The organism is Ensifer sp. ENS08 (assembly GCF_014852195.1).
Taxonomy (GTDB): Bacteria; Pseudomonadota; Alphaproteobacteria; order Rhizobiales; family Rhizobiaceae; genus Ensifer; species Ensifer adhaerens.
This window is the reverse complement of the sequence record NZ_JACVBF010000009.1, coordinates 50,035-69,673: the sequence shown is the minus strand read 5'-3', so window position 1 is coordinate 69,673 and position 19,639 is coordinate 50,035. Positions and strand designations below refer to the sequence as shown.

Here is a 19,639-nt window from a genome sequence, read left to right as displayed (position 1 = left end):
GTCATCCCAGCGCAAATCGCGGTTGGAACTGCATGAAAGTCTCGGGCGGCGGTTCCTCCAACCGCCGCCCGGACGCATGACCGGTCCGGCACAATGGGACGCCGGACGAGTCATGCGCATTTAAGGTCGTCGCCTGATCTTTTCAAAGCGGCGCAGTTCCTAACGGAAAACCGCTTCGCACGTTCCCTGGAATTGCTTAGGCAACCTGGTGGTTCGCCATGCGCTCCAGCGCCCGGACGAGGCCGGAGTGGTCTAGGCCGCTGTCGCCGTTGGCGGCGCAGTTGTTGAAGAGTTCCTGCGTTGCCGCCGTGTTCGGCAGCGAGATGCCGAGCGACTTGGCACCCTGGAGAGCCAGGTTGAGGTCCTTCTGGTGCAGCGAGATGCGGAAGCCCGGATCGAAGGTGCGCTTGATCATGCGCTCGCCGTGAACTTCGAGAATGCGCGAGGAGGCAAAGCCGCCCATCAGCGCTTCGCGGACGCGCGCCGGATCAGCGCCCGCCTTGGAGGCGAAGACAAGCGCTTCCGAGACCGCTTCGATCGTCAGCGCAACGATGATCTGGTTGGCGACCTTGGTGACCTGGCCGTCGCCGCAATCACCGACGAGCGTGATGTTCTTGCCCATCAACTTCAAGAGCGGCAGGGCGCGGTCGAAGCTCTCCTGGGCGCCGCCCGCCATGATCGAGAGCGAAGCATTCTTGGCGCCGACTTCGCCGCCGGAAACCGGGGCGTCGATGTATTCGGCACCGGTCTCGCGAACTTTCTTGGCGAATTCCTTCGTCTCGATCGGCGAGATCGAGCTCATGTCGATGACGAGCTTGCCCTTGGAAAGACCGTAGGCGACGCCGTTTTCGCCGAAGAGAACATCCTTGACCTCAGGAGTATCCGGCAGCATCAGGATGATGGTGTCGACGGTTTCGGCCAACGCCTTCGGCGAGTCAACGAACTTGAGGCCGTTGTCGAGCAGCTCCTGGCGCGGCGGGATGACGAACTTCGAGGTGACGATGGTGTGGCCGGCATCCTGCAGGTGGCGCGCCATCGGCGTGCCCATGATACCCAGTCCAATGAAACCGATTGTTGCCATGGTGTTTAGCTCCTGATCTTGATGATGTCTGCGGATTGGGTGCGCTGGCGCTCGGCGCCGAGCCAGCCAAGGCCCTCGGCCGTCGTGGTGCGCGGCTTATATTCGCAACCGATCCAGCCGTCGTAGCCGGCCGCTTCCAGCGCGTCGAAGACGAAGGGATAGTTGATCTCGCCGGTGCCCGGCTCGTTGCGGCCCGGATTGTCGGCAAGCTGGACATGAACGATGCGATCGGCAAAGCGCTTGTAGGTGCCGATCAACTCGCCCTGCGTGCGCTGCTGGTGGTAGAGGTCGTACTGGATGAACAGGTTGTCGCTGCCGACCTCCTCAATGATCGAAGCCGCCTGCTCGACCGTGTTGAGATAGAAGCCCGGAATATCGAAGTCGTTGATCGGTTCGATGAGCAGGCGAATGCCCTGCTTGCCGAGTTCGCTTGCAGCAAGCTTGAGATTGGCGACCAGCGTGTCGCGCAGCACATGTTCAGAGACACCGTGAGGCGCGATGCCAACCAGGCAGTTGACCTGCTTGCAGTCGAGCGCCGTCGCGTAGTCGATGGCGCTCGCCACGCCTTTGCGGAACTCGTCGACCCGGTTAGGCAGGATGGCGATGCCGCGTTCGCCGCTCGCCCAGTTGCCGGCCGGCAGGTTGTGCAGAACTTGGGTCAGGCCATGGCGCTGAAGCTCTGCGCGCAGGCTCACCTTTTCGAATTCGTAGGGAAACAGATATTCCACGCCCTCGAAGCCGGCCTTGGCAGCAAGGGCGAAACGATCGAGGAACGGCACCTCGTTGAACAGCATTGTCAGGTTCGCAGCGAACTTCGCCATGCGATGTTTCCTCCTTGTGTTTGTCTTGTGAGCGATGCGGGCGGCGGAGCGCCCGCATCTCCTCAGTCATTCAAGGCTCAGTCGAGCAGAGCCGTGATCGCGGTCGGCACGTCCTCGCCGCGCAGCGCCAGTTCCTCGAACTCGACGACCGCATTGATGTCGGCGCCCATGGAGATGTTGGTGACGCGCTCGAGGATGAACTCGATGACGACGGGAACCTGATGCTCGTCCATCAGCGCGCGCGCCCGGTCGAAGGCTTCCTGGAATTCGTTCGGACTGCGCACCCGGATCGCCTTGCAGCCGAGACCTTCGGCAACCGCGACGTGGTCGACGCCGTAACCCTTCTCCGCATCGCCCGACGCGTTGATGTTGTCGAAGGCGAGGCTGACTTCGAAGTCCATGTTGAGACCGCGCTGCGCCTGGCGGATGAGGCCGAGATAGGAATTGTTCACGACCACATGCAGGTAAGGCAGCTTGTGCTGAGCGCCGACAGCCAGCTCCTCGATCAGGAATTGGAAGTCGTAGTCGCCGGAAAGCGCGACGATCGTCCGGTCCGGATCGGCAGCGCGAACACCGAGTGCCGCAGGCAAGGTCCAGCCGAGCGGTCCGGCCTGGCCGCAGTTGATCCAGTTGCGCGGCTTGTAGACGTGCAGGAACTGGGCGCCGGCGATCTGGCTGAGGCCGATGGTCGAAACGTAGCAGGTGTCGCGGCCGAAGGCCTTGTTCATCTCTTCATAGACGCGCTGCGGTTTCAGCGGCGTCTGGTCGAAGTGGGTCTTGCGCAGCATGGTGCGCTTGCGCTCGCGGCACTCTTCCGCCCAGGCGGACCAGTCACGCAGCTTGCCCGCCGTCTTCCACTCGGTCGCAACGTCAAGGAACAGCTTCAGCGCAGCGCCGGCATCCGAGACGATACCGAAATCGGGCGCGAAGACGCGGCCGATCTGCGTCGGCTCAATGTCGACGTGAACGAACTTGCGGCCTTCCGTGTAGGTCGGAACGTTGCCGGTGTGGCGGTTTGCCCAGCGGTTGCCGACGCCGAGCACGAAGTCGGAGGCGAGCATGTTGGCATTGCCGTAGCGATGCGAGGTCTGCAGGCCGCACATGCCGGCCATCAGCGGATGGTCATCCGGGATCGTGCCCCAGCCCATCAGCGTCGGAATAACCGGAATTCCGGTGATTTCGGCAAATTCTGTCAGAAGGTCCGATGCATCGGCGTTGATGATGCCGCCGCCGGCAACGATCAGCGGGCGTTCCGCTTCGTTCAGCATCGCGATCGCCTTCTCGGCCTGGGCCCGCGTCGCCTTCGGCTTGTAGGCTTCAAGCGGCTGGTAGGTGTCCGGATCGAATTCGATCTCGGCAAGCTGGACGTCGACCGGCAGGTCGATCAGCACCGGGCCGGGACGGCCGGAGCGCATGATGTGAAACGCCTTCTGGAAGACGAAGGGAACGAGCGCCGGCTCCATGACGGTAACCGTCCACTTGGTGACCGGTGCTGCGATCTTGGCGATATCGACAGCCTGGAAATCTTCCTTGTCGAGACGGGCGCGCGGCGCCTGGCCGGTGATGCAGAGGATCGGGATCGAATCCGCCGAGGCCGAATAGAGGCCGGTGATCATGTCGGTGCCGGCCGGGCCCGACGTGCCGATGCAGACTCCGATATTGCCGTGCTTGGCGCGCGTATAGCCTTCGGCCATGTGGGAAGCGCCTTCGACGTGGCGCGCCAGGATATGACGAACCGAGCCGCGCGCCTTAAGCGCCGAGTAGAACGGATTAATGGCGGCACCCGGTACGCCGAAGGCACAGTCGATGCCTTCCTTTTCCAGAACAATAACAGCCGCGTCAACGGCACGCATCTTAGCCATGGGAACTCCTCCAATTTCCTGAAACAATAATCCATTATCGTCGATACGCAACACACCAATGGAATTCATTTCCATCATGTGGAAATAAAGATTTTCAATAATTCGGAGAAAATCGCGGCATGGCCTGATAGAGGATGATGGGCGAGACACGTGATTTGCAGAGAGGCTTTTATGGACGGCAACGGCAGGGGAAAACGCGGACGCAAGGCGGGCGAGAACGCCGCCCCTTCATCCGTCCAGGTGCTTGATCGCAGTCTCGCCCTTTTGACGGTCGTGGCCGAAGGCGACGGCTCAACCCTCACCCAGCTCGCCGACGAGACCGGCATGGCGCCGTCGACCGTGCACCGGCTGCTGGCAACGCTTGCCGGCCACGGCATGGTGATGCACGACCCGGACACGGGCGCCTGGACTGTCGGTTTGAAGGCGTTCGAGATCGGCAACGCCTATCTGCGCTTCCGCAAGCTCGGCACCATCAGTCGGCCGTTTCTAAAAGGACTGATGGAGGAAAGCGGCGAGACGGCGAATATCGGCATCGAGGAAGGCGGCGACGTCGTCTTCATTTCGCAGGTCGAAAGCCACGCGCCGATGCGCGCTTTCTTCCGTCCCGGCCGCCGCGGTCCGGTTCATGCCTCCGGCATCGGCAAGGCCATCCTGTCCACCTGGTCCGACAAGGAGATCGCCCAGCTGCTCCACGGTCGCGAACTCGCGCATTTCACCGACAAGACGCGCGATACGCTGCCGGCGCTGTTGAAGGATATCCAGGAGATCCGCCACCGCGGCTGGTCGGTCGACGACGAGGAGCACACGCTCGGCATGCGCTGCGTCGCCGCTCCGATCTTCAACGAATATGGCGAAACGATCGCCGGCATATCCATCTCGGGCCCGTCGGTCCGCGTCAGCGATCAGAAGCTCTCGACCTTCGGCCCCATCGTGCGCGAACGCGCGGATGCGCTGACCAAGGCGATGGGCGGCAAGCGACCGGAAGAGCTTTAAACCCCGACCAACAGAAACGCCGCGCGTCCGATCCGGACACGCGGCGTAATAATAAGCAATGCTGGCGAGCCAGCAGGGGCGGACGCGCCTTAGGCCGTTTCGAGGCTCTTTACTGCCGAGGTGACTGCGTCCTTCGCAGCGCGTGCAGCTCCCTTCATCGGCTTGCCGGCGACATAGGTCTCGGCCACGCATCGGTCGTCACCCATCGTCTGCAGGATGAAGAGTTCTTCGACAAGCGAACCGGCAACCCGCATGCGCAAGTCCATCGACGGCTTGGCGCGGCTATCAAGCACCACGATATCGGCATCGGCGCCGACATGCAGCGAGCCGATACGGTCGTCGAGATCGAGCGCCCGGGCGTTGCCGAGTGTCATGCGGTAGAAGGAGTTGAATGGCGTCAGCCGCTGGCCCTGCAGGTGCAGAACCTTGTAGGCCTCGTCCATCGTCTCCAGCATCGAGAAGCTGGTGCCGGCGCCGACATCGGTCGCGACCGACCAGCGGGCGCCGAGCTTGTCGAAGCGATCGCGATCGAAGAGACCCGAGCCGAGGAACAGGTTCGAGGTCGGGCAGAAATTGCCGACGGCACCGGTTTCGGCGAGTACCGAAATCTCGCGGTCGCTCAGATAGATGCAGTGGCCGAGCAAGGTCTTGCGCGTCAGCAGATCGTAGCGCGCGTAAATGTCGGTATAGTCCTTCGCTTCCGGATAGAGCGACGTGGCGAAGGCGATTTCGTCTCTGTTTTCAGAGAGATGCGTCTGGACGTAGCACCCCGGATGCTCGGCGACGAGCGTGCGGCTCGCCTCCATCTGCTCCGGCGTCGAGGTGATGGCAAAGCGCGGACTGATGGCGTAGTGCGCGCGGCCACGGCCGTGCCACTTGGCAATCAGCGCCTTCGTCTCGTCATAGCCCTGCTGCGCCGTGTCGCGCAGCGCATCGGGCGCATTGCGGTCCATCATCACCTTGCCGCCAATCATCAGCATGCCGCGCGCTTCGGCGGCCCCGAAATAGGCGTCGACGCTCTCCGGATGCACCGAGCAATAGGCGGCCGCCGTCGTCGTGCCGTTCGCCAGAAGCTCATCCAGGAAACGGCCGGCGATGAAGTCGGCATGCTCCGGTTTACGGAACTTCTGCTCCTCGACGAAGATGTAGGTGTTCAGCCATTCGAGAAGCTGGGCGCCGTAGGAGGCGATCGCCTGCGTCTGCGGGAAATGCAGATGCGTATCGATCAGGCCTGGCAACACCAGATGGGGGCGATGGTCGGCGACCTTGACGCCGGCACCGGCACGACGGGCGACATCGGCATGATCGCCGATATCGGCGACCTTGCCGCCGCGCACGAGCACGGCGCCGTCTTCGAAGTAGCGATAGGAGGTAGTGTCGTCGATGCCCTTCGGTTCCTCGACAAAGGTCAGCACACGGCCGCGGATCAGCAGATCGGTCATTGGGTCTTTCCTCCATTCACGACGGATTCGTACCAGGCGACGAGCAGCTGCCGCTCCTCGTCCGATACGCCGGTGACATTGGCGGGCGGCATCGCGTGGCTGCGGCCGGCCTGCAGGTAGATTTCACGCGCGTGATTGGCGATCTCAGTGTCGGTCTCGAGCATCACGCCCTTCGGCGGGACGACGATGCCCTCCCAGCCCGGCTCCTTGGCATGGCACATGGAACAGCGGCCAAGCACCGTGTCGCGAACCTTCGGAAAGGCTTCCGCCGTCACGAACGGCTGTTGCGCGGCGGAAATCTTCGCCTCCTCGCCGCCGGCAAGAATCTTCGGCACGGTCGACAGCCACATGATGACGACGAAGAGCAGCGCGGTTACGAGCCAGGTCCACGTCGGGTTGCCCTTGTTCGCGTGACGCGTGTTGAAATAGTGGCGGATGGTCACGCCCATCAGGAAGACCAGCGAGGCGATGATCCAGTTGTACTGGGTACCGAACGCCAGCGGATAGTGGTTCGACAGCATCAGGAAGAGAACCGGCAGCGTCAGGTAGTTGTTGTGGGTCGAGCGCTGCTTGGCGATCACGCCGTACTTGGCGTCGGGCGTGCGGCCAGCGATCAGGTCGCCGACGACCACCTTCTGGTTCGGAATGATGATGAAGAAGACGTTGGCCGACATGATCGTCGCGGTAAACGCACCGAGATGCAGGAAGGCTGCGCGGCCGGTGAAGAGCTGCGTGTAGCCCCAGGCCATGCCGACCAGAATGAAGTAGAGCAGCACCATCAGTCGGGTGTTGTCGCGACCGAAGGGCGACTTGCAGATCGTATCATAGGCGAGCCAGCCGAAGGCAATCGAGCCGAGCGAGATGGCGATCGCCACCGGCTTCGAGACGTCGAGCACGTTCGGGTCGATCAGGTAGAGGTCGGCGCCGGCGTAGTAGACCAGGCAGAGCATGCCGAAGCCGGAGAGCCAGGTGACGTAGGACTCCCATTTGAACCAGATCAGGTGCTCCGGCATGTTGGCCGGCGCAACCAGGTATTTCTGGATGTGGTAGAAGCCACCACCGTGCACCTGCCATTCTTCGCCATAGGCGCCGACCGGCAGGCCGGGATGTTTCTTCAGACCGAGGTCGAGGGCGACGAAGTAAAAGGACGAACCGATCCATGCAATGGCGGTGATGACGTGCAGCCATCTCACGGCAAAGGTCAGCCAATCCCAGGCGATGGCATAGTCGTACATGAAATTCTCCCATTTCTCCTCGGACCATTATGTGTCATTGCTGGAGGTCGCGGGAACGTCGCTGCTTCACCAACACTTTCAAAAAAATCTATAAAATAGCGACGGAATGGATAGGCTAGAGAGAGCCTGAAGGAGTGGGACGGAGGCATGTCTTATCTGGACAATGTGCGCGTCTTCGTACGCGTCGTAGAGCTTGGAACCCTGTCGGCAGCGGGTCGCGACCAGCGCGTGACGCCGGCGGTTGCAAGCAATAGAATCAAAGAGTTGGAACGCCATATGGGCGTTCGCCTGTTCAATCGGACGACGCGCAAGCTGACCCCGACGGAGCACGGTCGCGTCTTTTACGACGGCGCGGTGAAGATCCTCGAGGCTGTCAACGAAGCAGAAAATGCGATCGCCGATCTCTCGCGCAATCCGAAGGGCGCGCTGAAGATTACCGCTCCTTTGGGGATAGGTCGGCGGCTGATTGCATCGGGCATTCCGGAGTTTCACGACAAGTATCCCGACATCGAAGTGCGGCTTCGCCTGTCGGACCACAATGTCGATATCCTGTCGGAAGGCGTCGACGTCGCCTTCAAGCTCGGCATCCTCGAAGATTCGAACCTGCGCATGCGCGGCATCATGAATTGCGAGCGCGTTGTCTGCGGTGCGCCTGCCTATTTCGAGAAGCGGGGCATCCCTCAGACGCCCGACGCACTGATCGCCGACAAGCACGACTGTCTGCTGCTCAGGTATCCCGGTTCGAAAGAGTATTTCTGGACGCTCCAGACCATGGAAGGCGTGCGCAAGCTCGAAGTCACCGGACCCTATGATTCCGACGACGGCGACGTGCTGACGCAGTGGGCGCTCGACGGCCGCGGCATTATCAACAAGCCGCTGTTCGAGGTGAAGGCACACATCAATTCCGGCGCACTCGTGCCGATCCTCGTCGACACGCCGCCGCTCAGCGTGCAACTTGCGGCGATCTATCCGCACAAGCGGTTCCAGGACCCGAAGGTGCGACTGATGATCGATTACATGGCCGAGCGCTGTCAGCGCCTGATCAACGGAATGCTGGCCTGACCATTCGTCTTCCGGCCGTTTCGGCCTGGACCAAGGAGCAAGACTGCACGCCCTAGGCATCGCCGGGGGCTGCCGGCGGCTCCTATCGACGGAGAGCCGATTCTTTCGCCCGGCACCGGGCGATCTCAACGTGGTTTGCAAAAGAAAGAAGGCGCGCCGATGCGGCGCGCCCTCAATATTTTTCAGAGATCAGCGTTTCACGTCGCTGTGCTTCGACTTGCCGGGAACGCCGTCACCGCCGCCGTTGCCGAAGCCGTTGTTGGCGTGCTTGGGCTTGCCGCCACCGCCACCGCCGGTGCCGCCGCCATCGCCACCGGTGCCGCCACCGTCACCACCCGTGCCGCCGCCATCGCCGCCGGTACCACCACCGTCGCCACCCGTGCCGCCGCCATCGCCGCCGGTACCACCACCGTCGCCACCGGTGCCGCCGCCATCGCCACCGGTGCCGCCGCCATCACCGCCCGTGCCACCACCGTCACCGCCCGTGCCGCCACCATCGCCACCGGTGCCGCCGCCATCACCGCCCGTGCCACCACCGTCACCACCGGTGCCACCGCCATCGCCGCCGGTGCCACCACCATCGCCGCCCGTGCTGCCTTCACCACTGGTAGTACCCCCATCGGCGTGGGCAACGCCGATCATGAACGGCGCGCTATAGTGCGTCAGCACCGCGAATGCCGTGGACAAGAGCAGAGCACGCGTCAGTTTCTTCATAGTCGTCTCCCGATCTGATGCGTCCCCGTCTCTGTGCAATTGCGTAAAACGCGACTTGTCTGAAAAGCACTAAAGAAAATACTGGACGCTTTACTTCCGCTAAGGTCGACCTCAGCGTCAACCTTATTTTAGAAACCACTGATGATAGACAGATCCGGAAGCAAAGGGTAAGCGACACATTTGTGGTATGGCTTACGGCGCACGGGTCATGCGACCGATCCATTCGGGTTAGGGATCACGCTGTCGCAGCTGGCGGACGGACGAGGCCGCTAGGCTCTGGACCTCTCGATCCCCGGAAGGTTGCCGATCGCCTCGACCAGGAAATCAACCAACAGACGAACACGGGCGATGCCAGAGCGTTCCGGCACGATCAGCAGGCTGAGCGGCACCGCAGGCAATGAATAGTCCGGAAGCAGCGGTACCAACACGCCGGCCTCGATCAGATCGTCGACGAGCCATCGGTGGGCAGGCGCGATGCCCTGGCCGGCGACGAGGGCCTCACGTGCAGCAAGCCCATGATCGATGCGAAGGCGTCCACCGAAGGGCACGGACAGATGCCGCCCGTCTGTGGCTTCGAAGTTGAGCCTGTCACTGCCGGCAATGTTCGACATGCGGATCCCCTCATGCGCCGAGAGGTCACTTGGGGCGCGCGGAAATCCGCGCGCGGCCAGGTAGGCCGGAGCAGCCACCAGAAGACGCCGGCTCTGCCCAAGCGGCCTAAGCTTCATGGAGCTGTCGCTAAGCGGCCCGAGCCGCAACGCGACGTCGATGCCTTCCCGCACGAGGTCGATGCGCTCGTCGGTCAGGCTCAGATCGACGCCGATGTCGGGATGCCTGTCCTGGAAAGCAAAGATCAGCCGGGTAACGTGCAGCACTCCGAATGCGGACGTGCAGGACACACGAATGGTACCGGCAGCAGCCCCACGCGCACCGCGCGCTTCGTCGCCGGCCTGTTCTACCAGTCGCAGGATCTGGACGCTATCGGCGTAGTAACGGGTGCCTTCGTCGGTCACCGTGACGCGACGGGTGGTGCGGCTAAGCAGCGGCACGCCGATCGCGTCCTCGAGCTCTCGCAGCTGCCGCGTCACCGTCGACTGGCCGATGCCGAGTTCACGCGCAACAGCCGAAAGACTGCCCCGCTCGGCGACGCGCACGAAGGTGCGCATGCGTTCAAGCGTAACATCAGACTTATCCATTTTTTGGCATGATCCTATGCATTTCGAATATCTACCGCATAGGGCTGGGGCGGTCTACCTAGAGTCTCAGTTGATGGCACCGAGGATATCGACCATGAAAGTTCTGCTTGTTTATGCCCACCCCGAACCGCGTTCACTGAACGGCGCGCTGCGCGATATCGCCGTCAAGACGCTTGAAGCCGAAGGCCACGAGGTTCGTGTCACCGATCTCTATGCCGAGGGATGGAAGTCCGAGATCGGTCGCGCCGATTTTCCGGCCCTTGCCCCCGATGCCCGGTTCAAGCCGAGCCGCGCGTCGAAGGAGGCCTTCGCCACCGATACGCTGACCGACGACGTCAAGACCGAGCAGGAAAAGCTGCTCTGGGCCGACGCGCTGATTCTGCAGTTTCCGCTGTGGTGGTATTCAATGCCGGCGATCCTGAAAGGCTGGGTCGATCGCGTCTATGCCTACGGCTTTGCCTATGGCGTCGGCGAGCACAGCGACAAATATTGGGGCAGGCGCTTCGGCGAGGGAACGCTGGCCGGCAAACGCGCCATGCTTGTCGTGACGACGGGCGGCTGGGAGGAGCACTATTCGCCGCGGGGCGTGAACGGGCCGATCGACGACCTGCTCTTCCCGATCAACCACGGGATCCTCTTCTATCCCGGTTACGACGTGCTCCCGCCGTTCGTCGCCTACCGCGTCGACAGCCTTGACGACGCTGGTTTTCAAGCCACAGCGGATCAACTGAAAGAAAGAATGCACACACTCGCGACAACTGCGCCCATTCCCTATCGCCGGCAGAACGGCGGGGACTATGCGATCCCGACGCTTGAACTCCGACCGGAGGTCGGCGACCCGCGCATCAACGGCTTTGCGCTCCACGTCAACGGTGCGCACCGGGGCGAAACGGCGCTCCGCTGACGGGCGGATTTGCTAACGAGCAAGCTTGGCGGCAGCCGGCCGACGCGAGATGTCCGCTTGCACCGGCTGGCGAAAATTGAGCGCAGCCGCCATGACTTCGGCGGCGGCAAGCGCAGCGATCACCGCTGGCCGCTTGTCCTTCACCGTCGTGCCGCCGATCGGGCAGACCAGCCGGTCGAAGAGGTCCGGTCGACCGATCTCGCGCGACAGCCAGTTCTTGAAAGTCGAGCGCTTCGTCTTCGAGCCGATCATACCGACATAGGAGGCATCGTCGCGGCGAAGCGCTTCTGCCGCGATCAGGAAGTCGAGCGCGTGGTCGTGGGTGAGAATGACAAAGGCGCTGCCGGGGGGCGCGTCGCGCACCACTGCCTCCGGCATCGCCGTCAGGCAGGTCTCGATGCCGGGAATGTCGGCAACGGCCGAAAGCTCGTTCTCGCGGGTATCGACAAGAACGGTGCGCACCGGCACCAGGGAGAGCGCCATCGCCAGTGCATCGCCGACATGGCCCGCGCCGAAGACATAGACATGCGGCCGGCTGGCGATTTCCAGGTCGCTGCGTTCAATCAGCATGGCGGCTTTCTCCCGATCGATTCGTGTGAAGGCAAGCGCCACGCGCCCGCCGCAACACTGGCCGATCTCCGGTCCGAGCGGGATCGTCATCGCCTCCGGCGCGTCGCCGCGCTTCAGCGCCCGCCGGCCATGGTCGATCGCCATGTATTCGAGTTGCCCGCCGCCGATCGTGCCGAACAGGCTATCGGCGGCGACGAGCATCCAGGCGTCGGTATCGCGTGGCGTCGAACCGGCGGCAGCGGTCACCTCCACAAGCACGCAGGCGCGCTCGCGTCGGAGAAAGTCCCTGATATCCTCGCGGCTCGCCACCATGACAATCAGCCCCTGTTACCCTTTCTGCCGTGCGGCCGCCCGCAGCCGCTCGATCGCCATCAGCACCCTTTCCGGCGTTGCCGGCGCATCAAGGCGCGGTGCTATACGATACTCCGCAACGCTCGCGGCCGCCATCGACAAGGCTTCCAGCACGGAGATGCCGAGCATGAAAGGCGGTTCGCCGACAGCCTTCGAGCGGCGAATCGTTTCTTCGCGGTTGACCGACCACTCGGCAAGCCGGGTGTTGAAGACGCGTGGCCGATCCGAAGCCAGCGGGATCTTGTAGGTCGAGGGCGCGTGCGTGCGCAGCCGGCCCTTGGCATCCCACCAGAGCTCTTCCGTCGTCAGCCAGCCCATGCCCTGAACGAAGGCGCCTTCGACCTGACCAAGATCGAGCGCCGGGTTCAGCGAGCGGCCGACATCGTGCAGGATGTCGGTGCGGTCGACCTGATATTCACCGGTCAGCGTATCGACGCTGACCTCGGAGCACGAGGCGCCATAGGCGTAGTAGAAGAACGGCCGGCCCCGGCCTTCGGCGCGGTTCCAGTGGATCTTCGGCGTCTTGTAGAAACCGGCGGCCGAAAGCTGGATGCGGGCGCCATAGGCGATCTTGATGAACTCGTTGAAGCTCAAACGTTCCGCTCCGATCCGCACCACGTTCGGTTCGAAGGCGACATCGGCCTCGGCGACGTTCCAGCGCTCGGCAGCAAACTTGACCAGCCGTTCCTTGATCTGTTGGGCGGCATTGGCAGCGGCCATGCCGTTGAGATCGGAGCCGGAGGACGCCGCGGTTGCAGACGTGTTCGGCACCTTGCCGGTCGTCGTCGCCGTCACCTTGATCCGGTCGAGATCGACCTGGAACTCGTCGGCCACCACTTGGGCGACCTTGGTATAGAGCCCCTGCCCCATCTCGGTGCCGCCATGGTTCAGATGGATCGAACCATCCGTATAGACATGCACAAGCGCGCCGGCCTGGTTGTACTCGGTCTTGGTGAAGGAGATGCCGAACTTTACCGGCGTCAGCGCGATGCCGCGCTTCACCACATTGCTCTCGCGGTTAAACGCGATCACCGCTTCGCGACGCTTGGCATAATCCGCCGAGGTTTCCAGTTCCTCGATAATGCGGCCGATGATGTTGTCTTCCACGGTCTGGTGATAGGGCGTGAGGTTTCGTCCCTCGCCGCCGTAGAAGTTCAGCTTGCGGATTTCCAGCGGATCCTTGCCGACGGCATAGGCGATGTCCTCGATCATTCGTTCGCCACCGACCATCCCTTGAGGGCCGCCAAAACCGCGGAACGCGGTGTTGGAAACGGTGTTGGTCTTCAGCGGACGCGAGCGCAGGCGCACGTTCGGATAGAAATAGCAGTTGTCGGCATGGAAGAGCGCACGGTCGGTGACTGGACCGGAGAGATCGGCCGAGTAACCGCAGCGTGCCGAAAAGACAGCGTCCACCGCCTCGATGTGCCCCTCGTCGTCGAAGCCGAGCTTGTAGTCTACGTGGAAGTCGTGACGCTTGCCGGTGGCGCTCATGTCGTCGTCGCGGTCCGGCCGAACCTTGACCGGGCAGCGGTATTTCTTGGCCGCGACGGCCGCGACGGCGGCGAAAATGTTGGCCTGGGTTTCCTTGCCGCCGAAACCGCCGCCCATGCGGCGCACATTCACGGTGACCGCGTTCGACGGCACGCCAAGCACGGTCGCGACCATGTGCTGCGTCTCGGCCGGGTGCTGGGTCGAGGAATAGACGAGCACCTCGTCGTCCTCACCGGGAATGGCAAACGAGATCTGGCCTTCCAGATAGAAGTGGTCCTGGCCGCCGATGCGCATCTCGCCTTCGAGAATGTTCTTCGCCTTGGCAAAGCCGGCGTCGATGTCGCCACGCTCGAGCTTCAAGGGATCGATGGCCAGCGGATAGTTGGCGGCAGCCGCTTCGAGCACGTCGGTCACATGCGGCAGGTCGCGATACTCGATCTTGACCTTGGCGGCCGCGCGCCGCGCCGCTTCGCGCGACGTGGCGACAACCGCGAAGATCGGCTGGCCGTGGAACTCCACCTTGTCGGTGACGAAGATCGGTTCGTCGTGCTTGTGCGCCGGGCTGATGTCGTTTTCACCGGGAATGTCGGCGGCCGTCAGAACGCCGATCACGCCTTCGCTGGCGTTCACGGCCTCAAAGTCAATCGACAGGATGTCGGCGTGCGCCCGCTGCGAGAGGCCGAGATAGCCGTGCAGGGTGCCCTGGGGTTCAGGAATGTCGTCGATATATTCGGCCGTTCCGGACACATGCTTGTGGCCGGACTCGTGCCGTTCGTTTTCGTGTACGCCGCCGCGGATGCGGTCGATGGGCTGCATCACGTTCATGGCTTCCTCCCTTAAACCGCGACAGCAATGGTGCGATCGAGACGGAGCTGGCCGCCACTCGACTGCGTTTCGAGATAGAAGCGGCGAAGCAGGTTCTTCGCCACCAGTTGGCGGTACTCCGCCGAAGCGCGCCAATCGGTGAGCGGCGTGAAGTCCTGATCGAAGGCTGCGACAGCGCGCTCGACCGTCTCCTCGTTCCACTCGGCGCCTTTTAGCACCGCCTCCACATGAGCGGCTCGCTTCGGCGTAGCGGCCATGCCGCCGAAGGCGATGATGGCGTCGCTGACCCGACCTGCCTCGAAGGCGATGTTGAAGCCGCCGCAGACGGCGGTAATGTCCTCATCCAGACGCTTCGTCACCTTGTAGACGGCCACGCGCGCGTTATCGGAAACGAAAGGAATGCGCACGCTTTCCACGAACTCGCCCGGCTCGCGGTCCTGCTTGCCGTAGGCGATGAAGAAGTTCTCGAGGACGACCGTGCGGCGGCGATCGCCCTTGCGCAGCGTGATCGCAGCGCCAAGCGCGATCAGCGCCGGCGGGGTGTCGCCGATCGGCGAGCCGTTGGCAATGTTGCCACCCACGGTGCCCATGTTGCGGACCTGCTGGCCGCCGATGCGGTCCCAAAGCTCGGTCAGTGCAGGGAAGTGCGCGACGATAACAGGGTAGCCTTCGGCGTAGCTGACGCCGGCGCCGAGCGTCACGCCGTCGGCATCGACCGTGATGCGGCGCAGTTCTTCAAGATGGGTCAGGTGAATGACCGGTGAGATGTCGCGCATGAATTTGGTGACCCAGAGGCCGACATCGGTCGAACCGGCAACGATCGTCGCCTTCGGGTTGGCTTCGAGCACGGCCGCGAAATCATCGACCGAGCCCGGAAGAATGAAGCGTTCCGTCTCCGAGCCGATTTCCACGCGACGGCCATCCTGAAGTGCTGCCAGTTCGCCTGCGATCCGGTCGCGTTCGGCAACCAGCGGATCCTTGCCGATGTCGCCAATCGTCGAGATCGCCTCGGCGGCGCGGATGATCGCGGCATAGCCGGTGCAGCGACACAGATTGCCCTGCAGCGCCTTTTCGATTTCGGCGATCGACGGCTTCGAGTTCTCCATCCAGAGGCCATAGAGCGACATCACGAAGCCCGGCGTGCAGAAACCGCACTGCGAGGCATGCGTGTCGACCATTGCCTGCTGCACCGGATGCAACGGGCCAGCCGGCTGCGCCAAACTATCCACCGTCACGATATGACAGCCGTCGAGCGAGCCGACGAAACGGATGCAGGCATTGACGGATTCATACTTGAGCTTGCCGTCGAGCAGGCGGCCGATAAGCACGGTGCAGGCACCGCAGTCGCCCTCGGCGCAGCCTTCTTTCGTGCCCTTCAGATTGCGGTCGATGCGCAGAAAATCGAGCAGAGTCTGAACCGGCGAAACATCGGCAAGTTCGACGAGGCGGTGGTTCAGGATGAAGCGGATGGTGTTGCGGATCTGGATCGTCATTGCTCAGCTCCCGCGATAGGTGGAGTAGCTATAGGGCGAAAGCAGCAGCGGCACGTGATAGTGCGCGCCCTGGTTATCGATGCCGAAGCGGATTGGGATCACGTCGAGGAACGGGTTGTCACCGCGCTTGGCTGCGCCGCCGAGATAATCGCCCGCATGGAACTGCAGCTCGTAGGTGCCGGTCTGCATGCACTCGCCGCTCAAAAGCGGCTCGTCACAGCGGCCGTCGTCATTGGTCTTGACGGACTTGATATGCGTCTGGCGATCGCCATCGACCCGGTAGAGCTCGATGCGCAGCCCTTCGGCCGGTTTGCCGCTGGCCGTATCCAGCACGTGCGTCGTCAAACGGCCGGCGTTTCCACCCTGAGATTGCATAGTTTTCGCTCCTCCCGAAGTCAGCTTTCCACCTCGCAGTATTCCGGCATTCCCACCCGCTTGGTAGCGACCGGATCATTCGAGACTTTCAAATTTTTTGGGGGGAATGGCTCGAAACAAATGCCGCTAGAAATTGGATGCAGAGACGAAAATGTCTGGAGGAGCTGCTTAGATGAGATACCCCCGCGATCTTCACGGCCACGGCCCGAACTTCAAGATCACATGGCCCGACGGCGCGCGGATCGCCGTGCAATTCGTCATCAATTACGAGGAAGGCGGCGAGAACTGCGTGCTGCACGGCGACGCAGCCTCCGAAGCATTCCTGTCGGAAATCGTCGGTGCGCAGGCCTGGCAGGGCCAGCGCCACTGGAACATGGAATCGATCTACGAATATGGCGCGCGCGCCGGCTTCTGGCGGCTGCATCGCATGTTCACCGAGCGCGGCGTGCCGGCGACCGTCTATGGCGTCGCAACCGCGCTGAAGCGCTCGCCGGAACAGGTCGCCGCCATGCAGGACGCCGGCTGGGAAATCGCCTCGCACGGCCTGAAATGGATCGAACACAAGGACTTTTCGCCGGAGCGCGAGCGCCAGGAGATCGCCGAAGCGGTCCGGCTGCACACCATCGTCACCGGAGAGCGCCCGCGCGGCTGGTACACGGGGCGCTGTTCCGACAACACGCTCGACCTCGTGACGGAAGCCGGCGGCTTCGACTACGTATCGGACGCCTATGCCGACGACCTGCCCTATTGGCATGAGCATGCGGGGCGCCATCAGCTGGTCATCCCCTACACGCTCGACAGCAACGACATGCGTTTTGCCACGCCGCAGGGTTTCAACAGCGGCGACCAGTTCTTCAGCTACCTCAAGGACAGCTTCGACGTGCTCTACGCCGAAGGTACGGCCGGTGCGCCGAAGATGCTGAGCATCGGGCTGCACTGCCGCCTCGTCGGCCGGCCCGGCCGCGCCGCGGCACTCGCCCGCTTCCTCGATTATGTGCAGGGCCACGAGAAGGTGTGGCTCGCAAAACGCGTCGATATCGCCCGCCACTGGGCCGAAAACTACCCGTACAAGGCCTGGGACGATCGTCCGTCGCGGCTTGGCGAAGAGGCGTTCGTCGCCAGGTTCGGCGGCGTCTTCGAACATTCGAAGTGGATCGCGAAGCGCGCCTTCCAGGGCGAACTTTCGCCGGCCAACGACACCGCGATCGGCCTTGCCGCCGCCCTTTCCGCAGTCTTCCGCGAAGCTTCGGCCGAGGAGCGGCTTGCCGTGCTGATCGCCCACCCCGATCTCGCCGGCAAGCTGGCACAGGCCAAGCGCCTGACCGAAAGCTCGACCAACGAGCAGGCCGGTGCCGGCCTCGATGCGTTGACCGATGCCGAGCGTGAACGCTTCACCACGCTCAACGCCGCCTATGTCGAGAAGTTCAAGTTCCCGTTCATCATGGCGGTCAAGGGGCGCAGCAAGGACGAGATCCTCGCCGCCTTCGAAAGCCGGATCGGCAACGATCGCGATACGGAGTTCGAGACCGCGTGCCGGCAGGTGGAGCGGATCGCCTATCTGCGCCTCAAGGACATGCTGCCGAGCTGAGGGTCTCGCGATGACGATCGACGGCGTGAACCCGCCCGAATTCGCGCTGAACGCGATCAACCTTGCCTCCGCCGGTCTCGGCGCGCGGCCGGTCTTTGCAACCGACGAGTTCTTCGCGCCGCTCGAACGCATGCTGCAGGACGCGCCGCCGGTCTATCATCCCGGTGTCTATGACGAGAACGGCAAGTGGATGGACGGCTGGGAGACGCGGCGACGCCGCGGCCCCGGCAACGACCACGCCATCGTGGCACTCGCGACGAACGGCCTCATCCGGGGCTTCGAGGTTGATACCACTCATTTCACCGGCAACTACCCGAGCGCTTGCGCCATCGACGCCTGCCTGGCACCGGATGGCCCCGACGATCGGACGGTCTGGACGGAGCTGGTCTGCCCTCGGCCGCTTGGCCCGAGCGCGCTGCATCACTTCGAAGCGCGGTCGGATTCTGTCTGGAGCCATGTGCGCTTGCGCATCTATCCCGACGGCGGCGTCGCCCGCCTTCGGGTTTACGGCGCGCCTGCGCTAGACCGAGCAGCGATCGGCGACGCGGTGGTCGATCTGGCCTCATCATTGCTCGGCGGGCGCATCATCGCCTATTCCAACGGACACTACGGCCACCAGCGGCTGCTTGCGCCCGGACGCGGCATCAACATGGGCGACGGTTGGGAGACCCGCCGGCGGCGCGAGCCCGGCAACGACTGGATCGTGGTGAAACTCGCCGCGCGCGGCGAGATCGACCGGATCGTGGTCGATACCGCCCACTTCAAGGGCAACTACCCGGACGCCTGTTCGCTGCAGGCTGCAGACCTTGGAGCGACCGCTTGCGAAGTGGCCGCAGCCGTTACGGCATCGTCGATGTTCTGGCGCGAGGTCCTGCCGCCGCAGAAACTCGCCGCCGACAGCATCCACACCTATGAAGCAAGCGCACTCGCGATCGCGGGTCCGGTAACCCACGTGCGCTTCAACATCTTCCCCGACGGCGGCGTCAGCCGGCTGCGTGTCTTCGGGCGTATTGCGAAAGCCGGCATCTAGATCGTTTCGCCGAGGAGGCGAAGCGATCAAACTTCCAGGCAACCCATCAACATTGGACGGAGGAGCGTCACATGAAGGAGATCGTCATACAGCCGTTGACCCGGGAGGCCTTTGCGCCTTTCGGCGACGTGATCGAAACGGAGAATGCCAACAACTTCCCCATCAACGGGGGCAATGCAACCCGCTACCACGACCTCGCCAAGATCGATACAACAGGCGAAAAGGCCCGGCCCATGATCAGCCTGGTGCGCGGCGTACCCTATCCGCTGCCGCTGAAACTCACCATGGTCGAGCGCCATCCGCTCGGCAGCCAGGCCTTCATCCCCTTGAGCGACAACCCGTTTCTGATCGTCGTCTCCCGGGAAACCGACGAAGGCCCGAGTGAACCGATCGCCTTCAAGACCACCCCGGGCCAGGGCGTCAACATCGCCCGCAATGTCTGGCACGGCATCCTGACGCCGCTCGATGACGTCTCGGATTTCGCGGTGGTCGATCGCGGCGGCGAAGGCGTCAATCTCGAGGAACATTTCTTCAAGGAGCCGTTCCTGATCGTGTGAATCAATGCATGACCCGGTCGTCCGGTCGGGTTATCGGTGCGCCAGGGCC

Annotated in this window: 17 protein-coding genes; 6 read left to right on the top strand and 11 right to left on the bottom strand. The window is 63.1% G+C overall.

Features of this window, described 5'->3' with window-relative positions; all coding sequences use genetic code 11:
* Positions 1-196: 196 nt before the first annotated feature.
* From IB272_RS19920 to gcl, 3 genes are all read right to left on the bottom strand, one after another.
* Positions 197-1,081, bottom strand: coding sequence for a 2-hydroxy-3-oxopropionate reductase (locus tag IB272_RS19920; protein WP_034799385.1), 885 nt, complete (start codon positions 1,079-1,081; stop codon positions 197-199).
* Between the two features lie 5 nt (positions 1,082-1,086).
* Positions 1,087-1,902, bottom strand: coding sequence for a hydroxypyruvate isomerase (hyi, locus tag IB272_RS19915; RefSeq protein WP_192444766.1), 816 nt, complete (start codon positions 1,900-1,902; stop codon positions 1,087-1,089).
* Between the two features lie 77 nt (positions 1,903-1,979).
* Complete coding sequence (gene gcl / locus IB272_RS19910) at positions 1,980-3,764, bottom strand: glyoxylate carboligase (RefSeq protein ID WP_192444764.1); 1,785 nt, start codon at positions 3,762-3,764, stop codon at positions 1,980-1,982.
* 171 nt (positions 3,765-3,935) lie between these two features.
* Between gcl and IB272_RS19905 the strand changes: the two genes are divergently transcribed.
* The gene (locus tag IB272_RS19905) at positions 3,936-4,757 is read left to right on the top strand and encodes an IclR family transcriptional regulator (protein ID WP_034799375.1); all 822 of its coding nucleotides are present in this window, start codon (positions 3,936-3,938) and stop codon (positions 4,755-4,757) included.
* A gap of 89 nt (positions 4,758-4,846) precedes the next feature.
* On the opposite strand, the gene guaD is transcribed toward IB272_RS19905, so the two are convergent.
* Both guaD and IB272_RS19895 read right to left on the bottom strand, forming a co-directional pair.
* Complete coding sequence (guaD, locus tag IB272_RS19900) at positions 4,847-6,199, bottom strand: guanine deaminase (protein ID WP_192444762.1); 1,353 nt, start codon at positions 6,197-6,199, stop codon at positions 4,847-4,849.
* Positions 6,196-7,434 carry a urate hydroxylase PuuD gene (locus IB272_RS19895; RefSeq protein ID WP_034799370.1) on the bottom strand — a complete coding sequence of 413 codons (1,239 nt, stop codon included), beginning with the start codon at positions 7,432-7,434 and terminating at the stop codon, positions 6,196-6,198. Before IB272_RS19895 ends, guaD begins: the two co-directional genes overlap by 4 nt.
* 147 nt (positions 7,435-7,581) lie before the next feature.
* On the opposite strand from IB272_RS19895, the gene IB272_RS19890 reads away from it, so the two are divergent.
* Positions 7,582-8,496: a LysR family transcriptional regulator gene (locus IB272_RS19890; RefSeq protein WP_034799367.1), complete on the top strand. Its 915-nt coding sequence runs from the start codon at positions 7,582-7,584 to the stop codon at positions 8,494-8,496.
* 189 nt (positions 8,497-8,685) lie between these two features.
* Here the strand turns inward: IB272_RS19890 and IB272_RS34740 are convergent, their stop codons facing one another.
* Together IB272_RS34740 and IB272_RS19880 are read right to left on the bottom strand one after the other, a co-directional pair.
* The gene (locus IB272_RS34740; RefSeq protein ID WP_210339481.1) at positions 8,686-9,210 is read right to left on the bottom strand and encodes a hypothetical protein; all 525 of its coding nucleotides are present in this window, start codon (positions 9,208-9,210) and stop codon (positions 8,686-8,688) included.
* Between the two features lie 269 nt (positions 9,211-9,479).
* The gene (locus IB272_RS19880; RefSeq protein ID WP_192444761.1) at positions 9,480-10,406 is read right to left on the bottom strand and encodes a LysR family transcriptional regulator; all 927 of its coding nucleotides are present in this window, start codon (positions 10,404-10,406) and stop codon (positions 9,480-9,482) included.
* A 94-nt stretch (positions 10,407-10,500) separates the two neighbouring features.
* Here IB272_RS19880 and IB272_RS19875 point away from each other — a divergent pair, with 94 nt between their 5' ends.
* On the top strand, positions 10,501-11,310 hold the full coding sequence (locus IB272_RS19875) for an NAD(P)H-dependent oxidoreductase (RefSeq protein ID WP_192444759.1): 810 nt from the start codon (positions 10,501-10,503) through the stop codon (positions 11,308-11,310).
* 12 nt (positions 11,311-11,322) lie between these two features.
* Here IB272_RS19875 and xdhC read toward each other — a convergent pair whose 3' ends face one another.
* From xdhC to uraH, 4 genes are read right to left on the bottom strand one after another with little or no spacing between them, the layout of a single operon-like run.
* The gene (xdhC, locus tag IB272_RS19870) at positions 11,323-12,189 is read right to left on the bottom strand and encodes a xanthine dehydrogenase accessory protein XdhC (RefSeq protein WP_192444882.1); all 867 of its coding nucleotides are present in this window, start codon (positions 12,187-12,189) and stop codon (positions 11,323-11,325) included.
* 18 nt (positions 12,190-12,207) lie between these two features.
* A complete protein-coding gene (xdhB, locus tag IB272_RS19865) occupies positions 12,208-14,547 on the bottom strand; it encodes a xanthine dehydrogenase molybdopterin binding subunit (protein ID WP_192444757.1) in 2,340 nt (779 codons plus the stop codon).
* 11 nt (positions 14,548-14,558) lie between these two features.
* Positions 14,559-16,040, bottom strand: a complete 1,482-nt coding sequence (xdhA, locus tag IB272_RS19860; protein ID WP_192444755.1) for a xanthine dehydrogenase small subunit — start codon at positions 16,038-16,040, stop codon at positions 14,559-14,561.
* 3 nt (positions 16,041-16,043) lie between these two features.
* The gene (gene uraH, locus IB272_RS19855; protein ID WP_113186993.1) at positions 16,044-16,415 is read right to left on the bottom strand and encodes a hydroxyisourate hydrolase; all 372 of its coding nucleotides are present in this window, start codon (positions 16,413-16,415) and stop codon (positions 16,044-16,046) included.
* A gap of 172 nt (positions 16,416-16,587) precedes the next feature.
* Between uraH and puuE the strand changes: the two genes are divergently transcribed.
* From puuE to IB272_RS19840, 3 genes are all read left to right on the top strand, one after another.
* Complete coding sequence (gene puuE, locus IB272_RS19850; RefSeq protein WP_112983435.1) at positions 16,588-18,003, top strand: allantoinase PuuE; 1,416 nt, start codon at positions 16,588-16,590, stop codon at positions 18,001-18,003.
* Positions 18,004-18,013: 10 nt separating this feature from the next.
* A complete protein-coding gene (alc, locus tag IB272_RS19845; RefSeq protein ID WP_090295956.1) occupies positions 18,014-19,033 on the top strand; it encodes an allantoicase in 1,020 nt (339 codons plus the stop codon).
* Between the two features lie 71 nt (positions 19,034-19,104).
* A complete protein-coding gene (locus IB272_RS19840) occupies positions 19,105-19,590 on the top strand; it encodes an ureidoglycolate lyase (RefSeq protein WP_034799348.1) in 486 nt (161 codons plus the stop codon).
* Positions 19,591-19,639: the final 49 nt, after the last annotated feature.